The sequence below is a fragment of the Paraburkholderia sp. D1E genome, assembly GCF_052682275.1.
In genome coordinates this window covers 2999383-3018318 of the sequence record NZ_JBQYMB010000001.1, presented here as the reverse complement: position 1 = coordinate 3018318, position 18936 = coordinate 2999383, and the positions used below count along the sequence as shown (strand labels likewise).

15 protein-coding genes are annotated in these 18936 nt (G+C 60.9%); 3 read left to right on the top strand and 12 right to left on the bottom strand.

Features of this window, described 5'->3' with window-relative positions; all coding sequences use genetic code 11:
• Positions 1–258 precede the first annotated feature (258 nt).
• Both ACUN0E_RS13540 and betC read right to left on the bottom strand, forming a co-directional pair.
• The gene (locus tag ACUN0E_RS13540; protein WP_445566896.1) at positions 259–1212 is read right to left on the bottom strand and encodes a choline ABC transporter substrate-binding protein; all 954 of its coding nucleotides are present in this window, start codon (positions 1210–1212) and stop codon (positions 259–261) included.
• A gap of 40 nt (positions 1213–1252) precedes the next feature.
• On the bottom strand, positions 1253–2791 hold the full coding sequence (gene betC, locus ACUN0E_RS13535; protein WP_445566895.1) for a choline-sulfatase: 1539 nt from the start codon (positions 2789–2791) through the stop codon (positions 1253–1255).
• 149 nt (positions 2792–2940) lie between these two features.
• On the opposite strand from betC, the gene ACUN0E_RS13530 reads away from it, so the two are divergent.
• Complete coding sequence (locus ACUN0E_RS13530) at positions 2941–3855, top strand: choline sulfate utilization transcriptional regulator (RefSeq protein WP_445566894.1); 915 nt, start codon at positions 2941–2943, stop codon at positions 3853–3855.
• Positions 3856–4034: 179 nt separating this feature from the next.
• The gene (gene purU, locus ACUN0E_RS13525) at positions 4035–4910 is read left to right on the top strand and encodes a formyltetrahydrofolate deformylase (RefSeq protein WP_445566893.1); all 876 of its coding nucleotides are present in this window, start codon (positions 4035–4037) and stop codon (positions 4908–4910) included.
• Positions 4911–4992: 82 nt separating this feature from the next.
• Here purU and ACUN0E_RS13520 read toward each other — a convergent pair whose 3' ends face one another.
• From ACUN0E_RS13520 to ACUN0E_RS13475, 10 genes are all read right to left on the bottom strand, one after another.
• Positions 4993–5850: a glycine betaine ABC transporter substrate-binding protein gene (locus ACUN0E_RS13520; protein ID WP_445566892.1), complete on the bottom strand. Its 858-nt coding sequence runs from the start codon at positions 5848–5850 to the stop codon at positions 4993–4995.
• Positions 5851–5983: 133 nt separating this feature from the next.
• Positions 5984–7243: an FAD-binding oxidoreductase gene (locus tag ACUN0E_RS13515; protein WP_445570433.1), complete on the bottom strand. Its 1260-nt coding sequence runs from the start codon at positions 7241–7243 to the stop codon at positions 5984–5986.
• A 33-nt stretch (positions 7244–7276) separates the two neighbouring features.
• Positions 7277–8587 carry an aromatic ring-hydroxylating oxygenase subunit alpha gene (locus tag ACUN0E_RS13510; protein WP_445566891.1) on the bottom strand — a complete coding sequence of 437 codons (1311 nt, stop codon included), beginning with the start codon at positions 8585–8587 and terminating at the stop codon, positions 7277–7279.
• 73 nt (positions 8588–8660) lie between these two features.
• Positions 8661–9437: an electron transfer flavoprotein subunit beta/FixA family protein gene (locus ACUN0E_RS13505; RefSeq protein ID WP_408509540.1), complete on the bottom strand. Its 777-nt coding sequence runs from the start codon at positions 9435–9437 to the stop codon at positions 8661–8663.
• Positions 9434–10612, bottom strand: coding sequence for an electron transfer flavoprotein subunit alpha/FixB family protein (locus ACUN0E_RS13500; RefSeq protein ID WP_445566890.1), 1179 nt, complete (start codon positions 10610–10612; stop codon positions 9434–9436). The genes ACUN0E_RS13505 and ACUN0E_RS13500 overlap by 4 nt, the downstream gene beginning before the upstream one ends.
• A gap of 4 nt (positions 10613–10616) precedes the next feature.
• Positions 10617–12530 (bottom strand): (Fe-S)-binding protein, encoded by a 1914-nt coding sequence (locus tag ACUN0E_RS13495; protein WP_445566889.1) that lies wholly within the window; start codon positions 12528–12530, stop codon positions 10617–10619.
• Between the two features lie 2 nt (positions 12531–12532).
• The gene (locus ACUN0E_RS13490) at positions 12533–14596 is read right to left on the bottom strand and encodes an oxidoreductase (RefSeq protein WP_445566888.1); all 2064 of its coding nucleotides are present in this window, start codon (positions 14594–14596) and stop codon (positions 12533–12535) included.
• 37 nt (positions 14597–14633) lie between these two features.
• Complete coding sequence (locus ACUN0E_RS13485) at positions 14634–15170, bottom strand: DUF5943 domain-containing protein (RefSeq protein WP_408225014.1); 537 nt, start codon at positions 15168–15170, stop codon at positions 14634–14636.
• Positions 15171–15213: 43 nt separating this feature from the next.
• A complete protein-coding gene (locus ACUN0E_RS13480) occupies positions 15214–16185 on the bottom strand; it encodes a dipeptidase (RefSeq protein ID WP_408339034.1) in 972 nt (323 codons plus the stop codon).
• Between the two features lie 18 nt (positions 16186–16203).
• Positions 16204–17478 (bottom strand): serine hydroxymethyltransferase, encoded by a 1275-nt coding sequence (locus ACUN0E_RS13475; protein ID WP_445566887.1) that lies wholly within the window; start codon positions 17476–17478, stop codon positions 16204–16206.
• 457 nt (positions 17479–17935) lie between these two features.
• On the opposite strand from ACUN0E_RS13475, the gene ACUN0E_RS13470 reads away from it, so the two are divergent.
• On the top strand, positions 17936–18931 hold the full coding sequence (locus ACUN0E_RS13470) for a GlxA family transcriptional regulator (RefSeq protein WP_325043064.1): 996 nt from the start codon (positions 17936–17938) through the stop codon (positions 18929–18931).
• Positions 18932–18936 lie beyond the last annotated feature (5 nt).

Genomic DNA, 18936 nt, shown 5'->3' with positions numbered 1-18936 from the left:
AACGCGCGGCGCTTCTCGCATGACGGGCAGTTCGAAACCGGCTGAGACTGATTGAAACGGATTGAAGCTCACTCGCGCAGACCAAGCCGACTAAAGCTGATTAAAGCTGACTAAGCTGATTGAAGCTATCGGCACTGCATACGATCATCTGGCATGCCTGCATCGACGGATCAAGAATACGGGTCCAGATTTATAAGGATTCGACCGGATGCGACATGAATCTGTCGAGTAGCGACCTGGGCGCCAGGAATGCCGAGGTTATTTCACACCGAGTGCGGTTTGTACCGCTTGCAAGCCGTTGCTGCCGCTGGCGGTGTTCACGCCGTCGAGCCATGACTTGAGCAATTCGGGGTGGCGCTTGAGTGCTTCGGTCGCAGCCACATCGATGCCGGTTTTCTTCTCCAGCACTTCGGTGATCACACCGTTTTCCAGATCGACATTGAACGTGAGCTGCCTGAACAGGCGGCCGACATTTGGACACTGCTCGGCATACCCGCTACGCGCAACGGTATTGACCGTAGCGCCGCCGTAGTTCGGCCCGAAGTATTTGTCGCCGCCGTCGAGGTAGGACAGCTTGAACTTCGTGTTCATCAGATGCGGCTCCCACGCAAGGAACACGATCCATTTCTTCTCACGCACCGCTCGGTCGACCTGCGTGAGCATGCCGGTCTCACTCGATTCGACAATCTTCCAGCTACCGAGGCCGTACGCCTTGTCGTCGACCATTTTCTTGATGTTCTGATTGGCCGGCGCCCCGGGTTCGATGCCATAAATCTTGCTGTCGAACTTGTCGGCGTTCTTCGCGAGGTCCGCGAATGAATGCACGCCCGCGGCCGCCACGTAGTCTGGCACCGCAAGTGTGAACTTCGCGTTGCTCAGATTCGGATGCACGACCTCGATCGATTTTTCATCCTCGAACGGCTTGACGACCGGCGCTTGCGCCGGCATCCAGTTACCGAGAAACACGTCGATCTGTCCTTTCTTCAGGCCTTGATAGGTAATCGGCACCGACAGATTTGATACGTTCTGGTGATAGCCGAGCGCCTTCAACAGCACGCCGGTCATTGCATTGGTGGCGTCGATGTCGGTCCAGCCGGGCCCCGCCATGTTGACCTGCGTACAGGACTGCGGCTCGGCGGCCGCGGCAAAGGTGGTCGCCGCGCACAGCAGCGCAACGCCGGATACAGCCTGTTTGAAGAGCTTTTTCATCATGTCGGCTTCCTGTAGGTGGGATGAATCGTAAGCAAAGACATCAACGCGTCACAGCGGGAAAACGTGCCATCGCTTCGAGCGTGTCGAGATCGATGTGATTGCGCATATAGCGCTGGCTCGCATCGACATGCGGTTGCCAGTCCCATGACGCGACGGTGCCTTGCGTCGTGGCCTCGAAATGGAAATGACGACGGCGCTGGCTTCGCAGTACTTCGTTGTGCAGTGCGGCGAGGTCCCAGCGCTGTGCGATCTCTTCACGAAACGAAGCGACCTGCGGTGCATATTCGGCGCGCGCGGCGAGGTTCTCGCGTTCCAGAGGGTCCGCTGCCACGTCATAGAGCTGGTCGGGATCGGCCGGCGTGTGAATGAACTTGAAGCGTCCACGCCGCAACATCACAATCGGCGCTATAGCACCTTCCGCCAGGTATTCGCCGATCGCTTCGTCGTGACCACGTTGGGTACCTTGCAGATGCGGCACGAGACTTTGCCCATCGAGCGGATCCGGCCACACCGCGGGTTGTTCGCCGCGCGCCATTTCCACCAGCGTGGGCAGCAGATCGAGATGCGAGACCGACTCGTGCACACGATGCGCGTCGAACTGCTGCGGCGCATGCACGATCAGCGGCACGCGGCAGCCGCCTTCAAAGAAGGTCATCTTGTACCAGAGCCCGCGCTCGCCGAGCATCTCACCGTGATCGGAAGTCACCACAATAACGGTATCTTCCGCGAGCCCAGACTGTTCGAGCGCCTCGAGGATCGCACCGAACTGGTCATCGACGTAAGAGATCGCACCGTAATAAGCGCGCCGCGCATTGCGGATCTGCTGATCGGTCGGCGGCGTGCGGTCGGTTTCGCACACATGCCGCAAGCGCTTCGAATGCGGATCGGCTTCGTCGAACGAGTCGCGATGCGCGGGCATCTCGATGTCTTCGTCCGCATACATGTCCCAGTACTTCCGTGGAATTGCGTACGGGTCGTGTGGATGCGTCAGCGAGGCGACCATGCAGAACGGCCGGGCATCTTTGCCGGCATGCCGCTCACGCGCAATATCGAAGAGCTTCTGGCGGGTGGTAAATGTAACTTCGTCGTCGAAGTCGAGCTGGTTCGTGCGTACGCAAGGGCCTGCGTCGATCACCGAACTCATGTTGTGATACCACGTAGGCCGCGTGTCGAAATCGTCCCAGTTCGGCGTCCAGCCGAAATCGGCGGGATAGATATCGGTTGTGAGCCGTTCTTCGAAACCATGCAACTGATCGGCGCCGCAGAAATGCATTTTGCCGGACAGGATCGTGCGATACCCTTCAGCGCGAAGATAATGCGCGAATGTCAGCGTTTGCGACGGAAATTCTGCTGCATTGTCATAGGCGCCGATCGCGGACGGCAATTTGCCCGACAAAAAAGAAAAGCGCGACGGTGCACATAGCGGACTGGCGCAATACGCCGAGTCGAATACCACGCCCTGCTTCGCGAGGCGGTCGAGATTAGGAGTCTTCGTTAGACGATGTCCGTATGCGGCAAGTGCAAACGGCGTCATCTGGTCAGCCATCAGAATGAGAATATTCTGTTTCGTGTCAAGCATTGGAGCGCGCCTCGAATAGAATCGCAAGTGTTGGTGCAGTGTCGTTGCAAGCGGAATAACCGGCGTGCCGGCTCCGCATGACACCACTATTGCCGTCCAATTCGCCGCTGTGAAGACGGCAAATCGTTATATGCCTATAAGGGGGCCTTATGTCGAGGCAGGATCGCTTGCCGCCAATGCAGGCGTTGGCGATGTTCGAATCCGCAGCGCGTCTCGCGAGCTTCACGGCGGCCGCGCGCGAGCTGGGTTCGACGCAACCGGCGGTCAGCCAGCGCGTGGTGCAACTCGAAGAAGCACTCGGCACGCCGCTTTTCGAGCGCGGCCACCGCGGCGTCACGCTGACGGAAGACGGCGTGCGCCTCTTCGAAGCGGTGCGCAACGCCCTCGACACCATCCGCCTCGCTACCGCCGAGATCCGCGCGCGACGCACGCCGCAAACCCTCACACTCTCCACCGACTTCGGTTTTGCGACCTATTGGCTGATGCCGCGCCTGTCACAATTCAAGGCGTTCATGCCGGACGTAGACGTAAAGATCATCACGTCGCAAAACGTGTTCGATCCATCGCACGATCAGGCAGACATTGCGATAGCGTTCGGCGATGAGGATGCAGACTGGACCGCACGAGGCGCGATCAAGCTATTTCCCGAGCGCGTCACGCCGGTGTGCAGTCCGGCGTTTCTTGCGGCGCATCCGCAGTTGCGTATGCCGTCCGATCTGATGAGCTTGCCGCTGCTGCATCTCGAACCCACGCAGCCCGCACGCTGGCTATCATGGGCCGACTGGTTCACGGCGCACGATCTGGATGCGCCTGCCGCGCATCGCGGCATCACATTCAACAGTTTTACGCTCGTGGCTCATGCCGCGATCATGGGCCAGGGCATCGCGCTCGGCTGGGCGCCTCTGGTTGACGAACTGCTCGCCACAGGGCAACTCGTCGAACCGTTCGATACGTCCGTGGTCACTGAGCGCGGCTATCTGCTCGTCACGCAGCGCGCGGCGACTCCGGCGGTCAGCGCATTCCGCCAATGGCTCCTCGGCGAATGCGGACTCGATGCCGAATGAGCCTAAGACACGTCAATGCCCTTCCCTTGCGTTCCGTCGCCCCGGCCCGGCTTCGCCTGACGCTCCCATTCCACTGCGACGGCGTTTAGCTTCTATCCCCGCACACCATTGATTTGCTCTACTGCGATGATGCATGCCGCGTCCCGCGGCGTTGCCCTATCGCCTCAAGTGGAGAGTGCATGTCTGCCGATTCCCGTCCCGATCAACTGGTTCTCACTGTCGCGTGTCCGAGCGCGGCGGGCCAGGTTGCCGCCGTCGTCGGCTTTCTCGACCGGCACCATTGCTATATCGACGAACTAACCGTTTTCGACGACGACCTCAGCGAGCGCTTCTTCGTGCGTTGTGTGTTTCATGGCGTCGACACCAACGAAACCCTGCATATCGCGGCGCTGAAACGCGAATTCGAATCAATCGCCGGGCACTTTCAGATGACATGGGCCATGCATGACGTCGGCATGCGGCCGAAGGTGCTGATCATGGTATCGAAACTCGAACACTGTCTCGCCGATCTGCTATTCCGCTGGCGCATGGGTGAGTTGAAGATGGATATCGTGGGCATCGCTTCGAACCATCGCGATTTCGAACCGCTTGCACAGCAGCATGGTTTGCCGTTCCATCATCTGCCGATCAGTGCCGATACCAAACCACAACAGGAGGCACGTTTGCTCGACCTGTTCGAAACATCCGGCGCTGAGCTGATGATCCTTGCACGCTACATGCAGATTCTTTCGGGCGAAACGAGCCGTGCGCTCGCGGCTCGCGCGATCAATATTCACCATTCGTTTCTGCCTGGCTTCAAAGGCGCCAAACCCTATCACCAGGCGCATACACGCGGCGTGAAACTGATCGGCGCAACCGCGCACTTCGTCACCGACGATCTCGACGAAGGTCCGATCATCGAGCAGGTCGTAGAGCGCGTCGATCACTCGTACAGCCCGGAGCGGCTGCTCGCGACGGGACGCGACGTCGAATGCATCACGCTCGCGCGGGCCGTGAAGGCGTTTATCGAGCGGCGTGTATTCATCAACGGCGACCGCACTGTCGTGCTGCAATAAAAAACGCCGCTGAAAATAGCGGCGTTTCCTGTTCAGGTTGCCGCTCAAAAGAAGCGGCAACGCATTCACGCGAAGCACGAAGTCACTTCACCCAGCTATCCACGCGATCAGTATGGGCACCGATCCACGCATCGGCGGCGGCTGTCGGCTTCTCACCGTTTTGTGTTGCGAGCATCACGCTGTCGATCTCGCCCGGCTTCCATTGGAACTTCTTGAGGAACGCAACAACGGACGGCGCCTTCTTCTCCAGATCAGGATTCACAACGCTATCCACGTGCTCCGCTTCGCCGAACACTTTCTTCGGATCGTCGAGGAATTTGAGCTTGTACTTCGCGAACATCCAGTGCGGCTTCCAGCCCGTTACGATGATCGGTTTGCTCGCCGCTTCCGAACGAGCCAGTTCCGCCGTCATCGCGCTGCCCGAACTCGACATCAACGTATAGTTGAGCCCGTATGCCTTGATCGCTTCGCTGGTTTTCTCCATCACGCCCGCGCCGGCGTCGATGCCGACAATGCGTGAACCGAACTCCGCCTTCTTCGCTTCCAGATCGCCGACGCTATTCACGTCCGCGTTATCCGGCACGATCAAACCGATCTTCGCGTCATTGAAGTTCGTGCCAAGGTCGACAACCTTGTCCTTGAAGTTGTTCCAGTACGCGCCATGTGTGACCGGCAGCCACGCGGACAGCGTTGCGTCGAGGTCGCCACGCGCCACGCCTTGCCACATCACACCGGCCGCGACCGGCACGAGTTGCACCTGATAGCCGAGGCGCTTTTCGATCACACGCGCGGCTACGTTCGACGTTGCAACGCTGTCGTCCCAGCCTTCCACGTAACCAATCTTGATCGTCGGCCTGGCATCGGCCGACACACCCACGCTGCTTGCTGCCAGCGCCGCGCTCAACGCACTCAATATCAGTATCTTTTTGACCAGTCTCATCGCCGTTCTCCCGTTCGCCGTCCTACCCATTGAGCATTTAGAATCGCCAGCCAGAATTGCCGGGTAGCGTTGTTTTCCGACATCCAGTTGTCCGCAGGCGACCTCGACCGCGAGTCCGGGTCCCGTTCTTGTCTTACTTATCGACCACCAGATCGCTCAACGGCTTGCTGCAGCACAGCAGCACCATGCCCTGATCGATTTCGCGCTGACGAATTCCGCCAGCATGTTTCATGGCGACTTCGCCTGACACCAGCTTCACCTTGCAAGTACCGCACATGCCTTGCGTGCACGACGCCGCAAGCCGCACGCCGGCTTTCTTCGCCGCGTCGAGTACATGCTGGCCGCTGCCGCATTCAATCTCCCGATTGCTTTTGGCAAAACTCACCTTGAACTTTGTGTCCGTCTCGAGCGGGACCTGTGCGGGGGTGAAGCCAGGCGCCTGCTCACGCGCTTCGGCAAAGCTCTCCGCAGTGGCGGTCGGCGCCTGCAACGCATCCGCGACATGCGCGGTCGTCAATTGCGCGGCCACTTCTCCGATCGTCTCGAACGAAAAGCTTTCCTCGTGATAATGACCGCGATCGAAGCCGCCCTCATCTAGCAGATTGCGCACGGCCTGCATATAGGGTGCAGGACCGCAGGTGAAAATCTCGCGATCGAGAAAATCCGGCGCGATCAGTTTAAGCAACGGCAAGGTCAGAAAACCCATGACGCCGGGCCAATTGGTCCGCGCGCCAAGCCGTTCACAGACGAACGCGGTGCGAAAATGGGTCTGATTCGACGCAATCAGATCGAGCTCGCGCGCGAAGATGATGTCGTCTGGCGTGCGGGCGCTGTGCACGAATACGATGTCGCTGTCCTCGCCAAGCTCATGATGCGCGCGGCTCATCGACATCAGTGGCGTAACGCCCGAGCCTGCCGACAAAAACAGGAACTTACGCGCCGGATGCCGCGCGCAGGTGAACTCGCCGGCCGGTCCCAGCACACGAACCTGCGACCCTGCGTGCAGATTGTCGTGCAGCCAGTTCGACACCTTGCCGCCCGGCACACGCTTCACGGTGATGGAGATGGTGTGCGGACGCGTGGGTGGCGAAGAGATCGTATAGCAGCGATTCACCGCCTCGCCATCGATCTCCAGCTCCAGTGTGATGAACTGCCCTGGCTCGAATACGAACGCCCGCCCGGAAGGCGCGCGAAAGAAAAAGCTCTTGACGTCATGGGTTTCCTGACGGACCTGGCAGCACACCAGCGTTTCGTCGGTGTCGCTGTTCCAGCGTGCCGGCAACGCCTCCCAGAATCGGGGTTGCGTGACACGGCTCGATGTCTCGCTGCCTGAAGTCTCGGGGTTTGGAGCCGGCTCGGGGCTTAGCTGAAACATCGCCTGATCGCGCATCATCATTTTCTCCCGCTCCTGGTTGCGGCGTTGCGCTCAGCGCATGAAGGACACGACTTTTTCGCCGTGCGAAACCGGCACATCGCCGGCATCCTGGGTTTGGGGCGCATTGCTGTACTCCGCAATACGGCCGATGTACCATTCGCAGAACTTCTCGACGAGACCTTCGGTGAACGGCGAATACGGGCCCGGCTCGTAGGCGCTGCTGGTCGCGCCGCGTTGCGAATACTCGACGAGCGCGCGGTCCTGGTCGTTGGTCGCACGCCACACGGCCGTGAGATTGTGCACGTCGTAGTCGATGCCTTCGCGTGCATCCTTGTGAACGAGCCACTTGGTACGCACCAGCGTTTTCCCCGCCGATAACGGGATCACTGAAAAGCTGACGATATGGTCGCTCATGAAGTGATGCCACGAATTCGGCTGCGTCCAGAACGAGAGGCCACCGAGATCGGCCTGCTCGAAACCGCCGAGCAGTTTCTTCGAGGCCACTTTTGCGTCCATGGTTTGCGATTCGCCGTCACGATCGAGCGGCAGGCGTTGCGTGCGGAAACCCGTGACCAGATCGGCCAGGCGGTCGATTTCCACCGACGGCAAATTCATCGCCTCCCATTGCGCGGTACGGCGCGCCACGGTCTCTTCGAATGCAGCCATGCCTTCCTCGTTGGCGGGCGTGCGTTGATAGCCAAAACCGTATTCGTAAAGCGAAATTGTCAGCTCGGGATGATTCGCGACGCAGTGGTAGCACTCGCGATTGTTTTCCATCGTGAGCTTCCAGTTGCCTTCTTCGATGATGTCGATCGAGGCCGCAACCTTGCAACCGGCGAGATCGTGCGGCAACAGATACGGTTCCATCGCGGCGCGCATCACGGCGAAGTCGGCAGGCGGTTCGTCCGCGAGACAGATGAAGATCAGCCCGGCGAGATTCTCGAGGTGCACCGCTTTCAGGCTGTGCTTGCAGCGGTCGAACTGGTCGCCCATATGTTCGGCGAACATCAGATCGCCGTTCAGGTTGTACGTCCAGCTGTGGTACGGGCAAACGATATTGCCGAGCGAACCCTTGTCCGTATTGCACAAACGCGCACCACGATGGCGGCAAACGTTATGGAACGCCCGCACCTGCATATCGTCGTCGCGCACGATCAGAATCGAATCGTTGCCCACTTCCACCGTGATGTAGTCGCCAGGTTCTGGCACATCCGGTTCCACCGCGACCTGAATCCAGTGCTTGCGGAAAATCACCTCCATATCGAGCGCGAAAATACCCTCGCCCGTATAGAACGGCGCTTCCAGCGTGTGATTCTTTTTGCGGCGTTCGATCATTGCGCGAACGTCTGCCGAAACTTTCATTGTGTGCTCCGTTGCATGTCACGTCTGGCGCTGCGCCAGGCCCTCCTGGTCGCATGCTGGCCCGAACCGGAAATCAGTAATCCACGAGTTGATGCTCGCGCAAATACGCGAGAATCACTTGTGCTTTTTCGACGGAACTCCCTTCTATTACGACGCTGCCGCCGCGGCTTTCGGTCGTCGTCGCCGAGAGCATGCGGGCGTGGCCGGAGCGCTTTTCGGCGGCGGCGAGGCGCACCGGTTTGGCCGTCGCGGGACGGGTGGTCCAGGCAAGGTCGTCGGGGTTACCAGGTGTTTGTGCCGCGACCGGACGGATCGTGCCCTCGCGCAGCCTTGCATAGGCGTAGCTCGGGGCCGTATTCGCCATCGGATGCACGGCGATCAAGGCCGGCAATTGCACTTCGACGCGGCGGCGCAAGCCCTTCGGCATGAATTGCCGGACTTCCGCGCAGCCGTCGTGGAGCGTCAGATCGACTGCTGCGCCGACCAGCGGCATGTCCAGCGCACTGGCGACGCGATACGGCAGCATGCCGCTATCGAATGCGCCTTCGGCGCGGGTGCCGGTCAATACGAGATCGTAGCCACGTAGGCGTGCGGCGAGCGGCGCTATCGCATCACCGGGCAATTCAGACGTTGCCGACACGTCCAGCACTTCGACAGCGCGCGCACCGAGCGCGAGATACTCCTTCAGCGCCGGATTCGACGGATCGCCCGCGTGCAACACGTCGAGCGTCGCGTCGTGCGTTTTAGCGAGCGAGAGTGCGATCGTCAGCGCGGCGGCGTCGTTACGGCTGTAACGCGCCGTGCCGCTCACCGGATGCCGGCCCACGGAAACCAGTACGGCAATCTTCATGCAAGCGCTCCTTCCGCAACAGCCGTTGAATTCAGTAGCGCAGCACCGGTACCGCGTGCCGTGCGCGCGGCCGCCGCGGCGTCGTTCAGCGCCGCGATCGTTTCCTCCGCGTCGGCGATGACGGTCAGGTTCGCGCGTTTGGCGATCGGCGCGCTGGCGTCGAGATTCACGGCGATCACGTGCCGGCAATCCTTGATGCCCTGCAGATGCTGAACCGCGCCGGAAATACCGAACGCGATATAGACGCTGGCTTCGACCGTCTTGCCGGTGGCGCCAATCTGCTTGTCGCGGGTGAACTTGCCGTCGTCCACGGCGACACGGCTTGCGCCGATCGCGGCGCCCAACGTGGCCGCAAGACGCTCGAACGCCGGGACGTCACGGACACCATTGCCTGCCGAGACGATAAAATCCGCCTCTTCGAGCGCGAGCTGGGCCGCATCGATTTCCTCGATACCCAAATCGCGCACGATGCCCTTGGACGAAGCCGGTTCGCCATCAAAACGCCACACCACGCGCTCACCCGCGCCGACAAACGGCAATTTCGGATCGACCGCATTCGGTGCCAGCAAAACGACTTCAGGCAGTGCTCGCGCGGCGAACGCCGTATTCGTCTGGATATAAGCCGCGACATGGGCCGCGTCGATCTCGACGACATGCGTCGCGACACTCGCGTTCGCGGCCGCCGCATAACGGCGGCCGAGGTCGCCGTCACCGGTAGCGTTGTCGGGCAGGAAAATGTGCGCAGGGGCATAGGCCGCGACGCACGCAGCCAGTGCGTTCAATTCGTCCAGTGGCGCGAAAATGCGACGGTCGAATATCGGCAACTCGATCAGCTTGTCGGCACCGAGCGCGGCGGCGTCGCCGGTAAACTCGCCGAATACGAGCAGTACGACTTCGGTTGTCGCGTCCGCGATCAGCGCGGCGGCGGCCAGGGTCTGGCACGCGTGATCATCCAGCGCGCCGCGGTCCGTGTGCGCGGCTACCAGCAGCACACGCTGTGGCGTCGCTGTCGTGCGGCACGGTTTCACGTGTTCGCGATGCGCCGACCCGGTTGAGCCATGCACCGCGAATTCCATCGAACCGGCAACAGACGTCATACCGAGCGTGATGCGCTTGAGCCCCTCGGCCGTGATCGTGAACGGCCGGCGCGGATCGATTCGTTTGAGAGTGTTCATGGCGTTACTCCAGCGCCGCTGCAACCAGTTCGGCGACGTCCAGTACTTCCGGACGCGGGCCGACCACACCTTCAAGCATCGCCGTGCAATTCGGGCAGCCCACCGCGACGATCTCCGCGTTGATCGCGCGGGCGTCGTCGATGCGGATATCCGGAATGCGCCGCTTGCCCGGGATATCGGTCAACGGTGCACCGCCGCCACCGCCGCAGCAACGCCCTCGCAACCCGTTGCGTTCCATTTCGACCACCTTGATGCCGATGGATTTCAGCAAACGGCGCGGTGCTTCCGTCTCACCGTTATAGCGGCCCAGATAGCACGGATCGTGATACGTGATCTTGCGGTCCGTGAACGCGGCGACTGCCTTCGGCGACAGTTTGCCACTCGATACCAGTTCGTCGATCAGCGCCGTATGATGCTGCACCTCGTAGAAACCGCCGAGCGCGCGATATTCGTTGCGCAGGCTGTGCAGCACGTGCGGATCGGCGGTCACGATCTTGCCGAACGAGTACTGCGACAGCGTGCCGATCAGCCGTTGCGCGAGCTGCTGGAAGGTTGCTTCGTCGCCAAGACGCCGTGCCGTATCGCCGGTATCGGTTTCGACGCCGCCGAGCACCGCGTAGTCGATCCCTGCTTTATTCAGCACTTTAATCAGTGCGCGCAGCGTGCGCTGATAGCGCATGTCAAACGCGCCTTCGCCGGCGATCAACAGCACGTCGACCGGACGTCCCGGTTGCGCGACCTGAACCTGCAAGTCCACTGCCCAGTCGTAACGCGCACCGATGTCGTAACCGTTCGAACTGCCGGTTTCACGCAGATTGGCGAGCGTGATGGGGCCTTTGCCGGGTACAGTGCCTTCGACCAAAGTCTGGTTGCGGCGCATATCCACGATCGCGTCGACGTGTTCGATCAACATCGGGCATTCCTGCACGCACGCGCGGCAGGTGGTGCATGACCACAGCGTGTCCGCTTCGATCAGGCTCGATACAAGCGGCTTGCCCGGCGCGCCGCTATGCTTGCCGACCGGAATGCCGGGCGTCGGGCTACCGGCATAAGCCTCATCCGTGCCGCCCACCATACCCGTAACAAGATCCTGAATCAGCTTCTTCGGATTGAGCGGTTGCCCGGCAGCAAACGCGGGGCACGCTGCCTCGCACTTGCCGCACTGCACGCAGGCGTCGAAGCTCAGCAACTGGTTCCAGCGAAACTCGACCGGCTTGCCAACGCCATATTCCTTCGCGTCGAGCAGCGGCGCCTTCAGCGCGGTCGGAGGCACGACATCATTGTCGTTGTGCTCGGCAAAGCGCTCCTGACGCGGATGAAACGCGAGGTGCAGCAGACCGGCGAGCGCATGCTTCATCGGACCGCCGCGCGCAGCGCCGAAGGTCATCGTGAACGCGCCCACCGCGATCAGCAACGCCACGATAATCGCCAGCGCACCGGACATCGCCGCAGCAGGCAGTGCGATGAACAGCACCAGGCCAAGCGCGAACGAGCCAAGCAGTAACGGCAGATGATCCCAGGGCCCACGTGAGAGCCGTGCCGGCACGGCCTTCGCGCCATGCCGCCGGCGCCAGACGAACACCGCGCCGACCAGCATCACCAGCGCCGCCAGAAAGATCAGCTTATCAAGCCACGGTGAATAGATCGCCAGACCGTAGTTGACGAACACCAGCGCCATCGCGAGGATCGCCCCGCCCGCTGTCGCCACGTGCGTCTTCGCGATGTATGGGTCGCGCGCAACCACATGGTGCAAGTCGACGAAATAACGCTTCGGAATCGACAGCAGATTGGTCCAGCCGTACGCGCCCGCCGCCGTGGCGCGCCCTTCGCGCCAGTACGCAGCGCGTTTGGCAAGCGCGAACGCGAGACCCGCCACCGACAACCACAGCAGGACGGTGATGACAAACACGGGGCTCATCGTCAGAAATCCTTGCAAAGGCGCAGCGCGTCGTAGATCGCGCCGTGAATGTTGTGCATGGAAATGCAGTCGCCGACGCGGAACAGCAGGAAGCGGCCGTTACCGAGTTCTTCGCTGAGCGACGGTTGCGGTTCGGATGCGAAGAGCTTGTGCACGTCTACCTGACCGCGATTGACCGACTCGGGCTTGAGCGTCCAGTAGAGCTCGTCGTTCGGCGTGCTGCCGTTCTCGATCACCACCTGATCGACCACGCGCTCTTCCTGCTCCTCCGTGTACTCGTTGCGGATCACGGCGATCTTCCTGCCATCTTCCTCGTAGACCTTGTCGAGCCAGTAGTTCGGCGTATGAATCACGCCTTGCGCGTAGAGACGGCGATAGAAGATCGGGAACGTGGTGCCGCCAACGTCGTCGGCAACCTTCACGTCAGGCGTGACGATCTCGACGTTCGAGCCGCGGCTCGACATAAAATCGGCGACGCCTGCGCCGGCATGCGTGCTGACACCGTCGTAAACCAGTACGTTCTTGCCTGGTTCGACCTTGCCCGACAACACGTCCCATGAACTGACCGCGAGCCCGTCTTCAACGCCCCACGCCGGCACTTGCGAGGTGAACGACGAACCGCCCGTGGCCAGCACCACGATGTCCGGCTTCTCGGCCATGATGGTTTTTTCGTCGGCAGCGACACCGAGACGGCGATCCACGCCGAGGCGCTTCGTTTCCATATCGAACCAGCGGACAATGCCCGCCATCTGCTCGCGCTGCGGCGCTTTTGCAGCCAGCATGATCTGACCGCCAACGTAATCGTTCTTCTCGAACAGCACCACGTCGTGACCTCGTGATTTCGCCACGCGTGCGGCTTCCAGTCCGGCCGGCCCTGCACCGACCACGACCACCTTGCGCTTCGGCCCACGTGTCTTCGCGATTACATGCGGCATGGTTTCTTCGCGCGACGTCGCGGCGTTCTGCACGCACAGCACGTCAAGCCCGTTGTACTGGCGGTCGATGCAATAGTTCGCGCCGACGCATTGCTTGATCTCGTCCTCGCGGCCGTCGCGGATCTTGATGACCATATGCGGATCGGCGATCTGCGCGCGCGTCATGCCGACCAGATCGACCATGCCGCTCGCGAGCAAGCGTTCCGCCTGGCCCGCATCGCGGATGCTTTGCGCATGCATCACCGGCAGTTTCACCACCGACTTGATACCGGCTGCGAGATGCACGAATGGTTCGGGCGGCAACGCCATTGGCGGCATGCAGTTTGCCAGCGTGTTGTGCGTATCCGCGCCGGAACCGATCACGCCGAGGTAATCGATCAGGCCGGATTCGCTCATCGCCTGAGCGATCTCTTTCAACTGTTCGTGATCAAGACCGTCTTCATGAAATTCGTCGCCGCACATACGCAGACCGACGCAAAAATCCGCGCCTACCGCTTCGCGCACTGCGTTCAGGACTTCCGTGCCGAAACGCAGACGGTTTTCTAGCGAGCCGCCCCATTCGTCGGTGCGGAAATTCGTGCGCGGGCTCCAGAATTGATCGATCAGATGCTGATGCGCCGCCGAGATTTCAATGCCGTCCATACCGGCATCCTTCACGCGCTTCGCCGCCGCTGCAAAGTCCGAAATGATCCGGCGAATCTCTTCTACTTCGATGATCTTCGCATTGCCGCGGTGCACCGGTTCACGCACGCCCGACGGCGACATGAGATGCGGCCAGTGCTCGCCGTGAAACGCCGAACGGCGGCCCATGTGCGTGGCCTGAATCATGATCTTGGCGCCGTGCTGATGCATCGCTTCGGCGAGCCGCGCGAGCGGATCGATGATCTTGTCGGTCGAGAGATTGACCGACTTCCACCAGCCTTGCGGGCTGTCGATCGACACCGGGCTCGAGCCGCCGCACACGGCGAGGCCCACGCCGCCCTTGGCCTTCTCTTCGTAGTAACGGATATAACGGTCGCCGGGCAGACCACCCGGTTCCGCATACACCTCCGCGTGCGCGGTGCTGACGATGCGGTTGCGCAAGGTCAGTTTGTTCAGCGTGAGAGGCTTGAAAAGGTTCGGGTAACGCATCGCGATCGACCTCGGAATGAATAGGCTTTTTTGCGTTTTACGACGCGAGCGGCGACACTTCGAACACGCAGTGATCGTGGCCTTCAGCCGCGCATCGCGCTTCCTTCGAATGAGACGGCGGACCCTTGCGCTGGGATTCCGGGGCGGTGTCGTTGACCCAGTCCATCGCGCCCGCGAACCAGCCGGCGAACATGTAGCAAAGCTTGCCTTCCTTGCCCGGCTGCGCAAGCACGAACGACGAGTGGTGCAATTCGATACGGGCACGCGAGCTGGACGGATCGGCTTCGGAAATCGTGAAGAGGCCCCAGCCACGTTGCGACAGACGGTTCAGGTAATGCTCGAACACCGCCATGCCGGCAATGCCGTGCTGTTTCGCTTCCTTGTCGCACCAGAAATACGCGGACTTGTAACCGGCCTTGTAGAGAATCTCGGCATACGTGTCGAGGCCGAGTGCTTCTTCGACGGCGGTGTGATTGTTCGTGAAGAAATGACGCGGCACGTAAAGCATCGGCAGCGCGTCGGTCGTCCAGACGCCGGTATTCGGATCGACGTCGATAGGCAGTTGGGGTTGCATGTGGGGCTCCGTTTTTACAGGTTCAGGTTCGGTGAATGGAGAATCAGACTGTCCAGACTTCGCCGAATACCCGTACCCAGTTCTCACCCATGATCTTCTTGATGCGCGTTTCGCTCCAGCCGGCGCGTTCCATCGCGGCCGTCAGGTTCGGAAACTCGCCGATCGTGCGGATGCCTTCCGGATTCACCACCTTGCCGAAGTTCGTCAACTGACGATAACGGCCCTTGTCGTGCGTGATCCAGTCGAAGAACTCCGTGCTATAGCCTTGCGTGAAGTCCGTGCCGATGCCAACCTGGTCTTCGCCGATCAGGTTCACCACGTATTCGATGGCTTCGATATAGTCTTCGACCGTCGCGTCCGGGCCGCGCTTGAGGAACGGCGCGAACATCGTTACGCCGACGAAACCGCCTGCATCTGCAATCTCTTTCAGTTGCTCGTCGCTCTTGTTGCGCGGATGCTCTTTCAGTCCCGACGGGCAGCAATGCGAGTAGCACACCGGCTTGTTCGACGCGGCAATCGCTTCGGATGAAGTCTTGCCGCCCACATGCGAAAGATCAACCATGATGCCGACGCGGTTCATCTCCTGAATCACTTCACGGCCATAGCCCGACAGACCGCCATCGCGCTCATAGCAGCCCGTGCCGACCAGGTTCTGCGTGTTGTAGCAAAGCTGGACCACGTTCACGCCGAGGTCCTTGAAGGCCTCGATATAGCCGAGGTTGTCTTCGAACGCGTGCGCGTTCTGGAAGCCGAAAATGATGCCGGTCTTGTTCTCTTTCTTCGCGCGGAAGATGTCGTCGGTGGTGCGCACGAGCGTCAGGATCTCGCCGTATTCGCGGATCTGCTGCTTCATCCCGGCGATGTTGTCGACGGTCTTCTGGAAACTTTCCCAGACCGACACGGTGCAGTTCACCGCCGTCACACCGCCCTTGCGCATGTCTTCGAACACCGAGCGCTCGAACTTCGAGATGTTCAAACCGTCGATGATGATGCTGTTGTCGTGCAGAGTGCTCATCGTTTGCTCCAGGCGTGCTTAGTAGATGGGAAAGCGTTCGCACAGCGCGAAAATCTCGCGGCGCACGCGGTGTTCGGTTGCAGCATGGCCTTCCGGCGAATCGCGCAGCGCATCGAGCACTTCGACAATCAACCGCCCGACGTCGCGAAATTCGCTGACACCGAAGCCGCGCGTCGTCCCCGCCGGCGTGCCGAGGCGAACGCCGGACGTGACCGTCGGCTTCTCGGTGTCGAAAGGAATGCCGTTCTTATTGCAGGTGATGCCGGCGCGTTCCAGCGCCTGCTCGACCTGATTGCCTTTGAGGCCCTTGGGGCGCAGGTCGACAAGCAGCAAATGGCTATCGGTGCCGCCCGTGACCAGATCGACGCCACCCGCTTTCAACACATCGCCCAACGCCTGCGCATTGGCGAGCACGTTGTCGATGTAAGTCTTGAAGCCAGGTTGCAACGCCTCGCCAAACGCCACCGCCTTGCCGGCGATCACATGCATCAGCGGGCCGCCCTGCAAACCCGGAAACACGGCAGAGTTGATTTTCTTGGCGATGTCCTCGTCATTCGTCAGAACAAAGCCGCCGCGCGGACCACGCAAAGTCTTGTGCGTGGTCGACGTGACAACATGCGCGTGCTCGACCGGATTCTGATGACGCCCCGCCGCGATCACGCCGGCAATGTGCGCCATGTCCACCATCAGCTTCGCGCCCACGCCATCGGCGATCTTGCGCAGCCGTGCGAAATCCAGCGCGCGCGGATAGGCCGAGAAGCCGGCGATCAGCAGCGCCGGTTTGTGTTGCTGTGCGAGTTCCTCAATCTGCTCGTAATCGATCAGCATCGTGTCGCGATTAACGCCGTATTGCACCGCGTTGAACCACTTACCCGACATCGCCGGCTTGGCGCCATGCGTCAGGTGACCACCCGCGTCGAGCGACATGCCGAGTACCGTGTCGCCCGGCTTGACCAGTGCGAGCATCACCGCGCCGTTGGCCTGCGCGCCGGAATGCGGCTGCACGTTGGCAAATTTCGCGTTAAAGAGCTGCTTGATGCGATCGAGCGCCAACGTTTCGATCACGTCGACGTATTCGCAACCGCCGTAATAGCGCTTGCCCGGATACCCTTCCGCGTACTTGTTGGTCAGCACCGAGCCTTGCGCTTCGAGCACCGCGCGCGACACGATGTTTTCCGACGCGATCAATTCGACTTGCGACTGCTGGCGTTCAAGTTCTTTCAGAACGGCGCCGCGCACCGCCGCATCACGCGTGGCGAGCGACTCTTCGAAGAAAGGATTCGGGTTCGACATGGAAGGTCCGTGGGGTGGTTGGCGGAGGGCCGGAAGCTGCCGTGAAGCGGGCTTTAAAGCGGGCTGTGAAGCGGGCTCTAAAGCCCTGTCGCTACCGGTCTGCATTGCGTCTATTCTTGACGTTCGCCCCGCGCGTCAATTTACGAATTCAGACGTGTTCTTTGCCTTTTCCGCCATCCGCGTCCTTTTTCGACAAGTCGGCGAGGGTGAATCTCGAACGGTCGTCCGCGCGTTCGCGCTTTTGCTGCACTGCGGCTGATCGCTGTGCGCAGTTCGGGTGCGTGTACGAACGCTGGCGGCGCCGTTCTGGTGCCGTTTGTTTAGCTATCCAACTTTATTAATGTGTAACCGAGGGTTTAGCCTGATGGCACGGTAGTTGCGCTAGTCCTCAAAATTGCAGGAGTCGCCGCTCCCCACGGCGACGCGACATTACAGATTCGAAGGAATCATTCCTCCCATGTCCACCGATCGCACGGCGTCGCTGTCGCATTTCGCATTCATGCCGGTTCCGAACTTCACGATGATTGCGTTCAGTAACGCGATCGAAGTCCTCCGCATGGCGAACTACCTGACAGGACAAACGCTTTACCGCTGGTCGATCGTGAGCCCCGAAGGCGGTCCGGTGACGGCAAGCAACGGCCTCTCGGTCGACACCGGCCCAGTTGAATGCGTCGGTCAGCCGGATATCGTGTTCGTGGTCGGCGGTATCGATGTGCAGCGCGCTACGACGCCCGCCCATCTGTCCGCCCTGCGCCGCTTCGCCCGCACGGGCAGCGTGCTCGGCAGCCTGTGCACCGGCACCTATGCGCTCGCGCGCGCCGGCTTGCTGGCCGGTTACGCGTGCGCGATTCACTGGGAGAACATGTCGGCGCTCAAAGAAGAGTTTCCCGATACGCGTTTTCTGAAAGAACTGTTCGTGATCGATCGCGATCGCGTCACGTGCACGGGTGGCGTCGCGCCGCTCGACATGATGCTCAACCTGATCGCGCCGCGTGTCGGCACGGCGAGGGTCACGCAGATCGCGGAGCAGTTCATTGTCGAACATGTACGCGATACGAGCGCACAACAGAAAATGCCGTTGGTGGCGCGACTCGGCTCGGCCAACAAGTCGCTCTTCGAAGTGATCTCGCTGATGGAGAACAACATCGAAGAACCGCTTTCACGCGAAGAACTCGCGCGGCTCGCCGGTATGTCGCAACGGCAGTTGCAGCGCCTGTTCCGGGAGCATCTGGGCATGACGCCAACGCATTACTATCTGACGCTGCGCTTGCGGCGTGCGCGTGAATTACTGTTGCAGACCGACATGTCGATCATGCATATCACGATGGCTTGCGGCTTCCAGTCGGCTTGCCACTTCTCGAAGAGCTATCGCGACGCATTCGGCACCGCGCCGACGCGCGAACGGCGCAAGCAGGCGCCCTCGCTGGCTGCTGTGCCGGTCATGGCGGCTTGATCCGC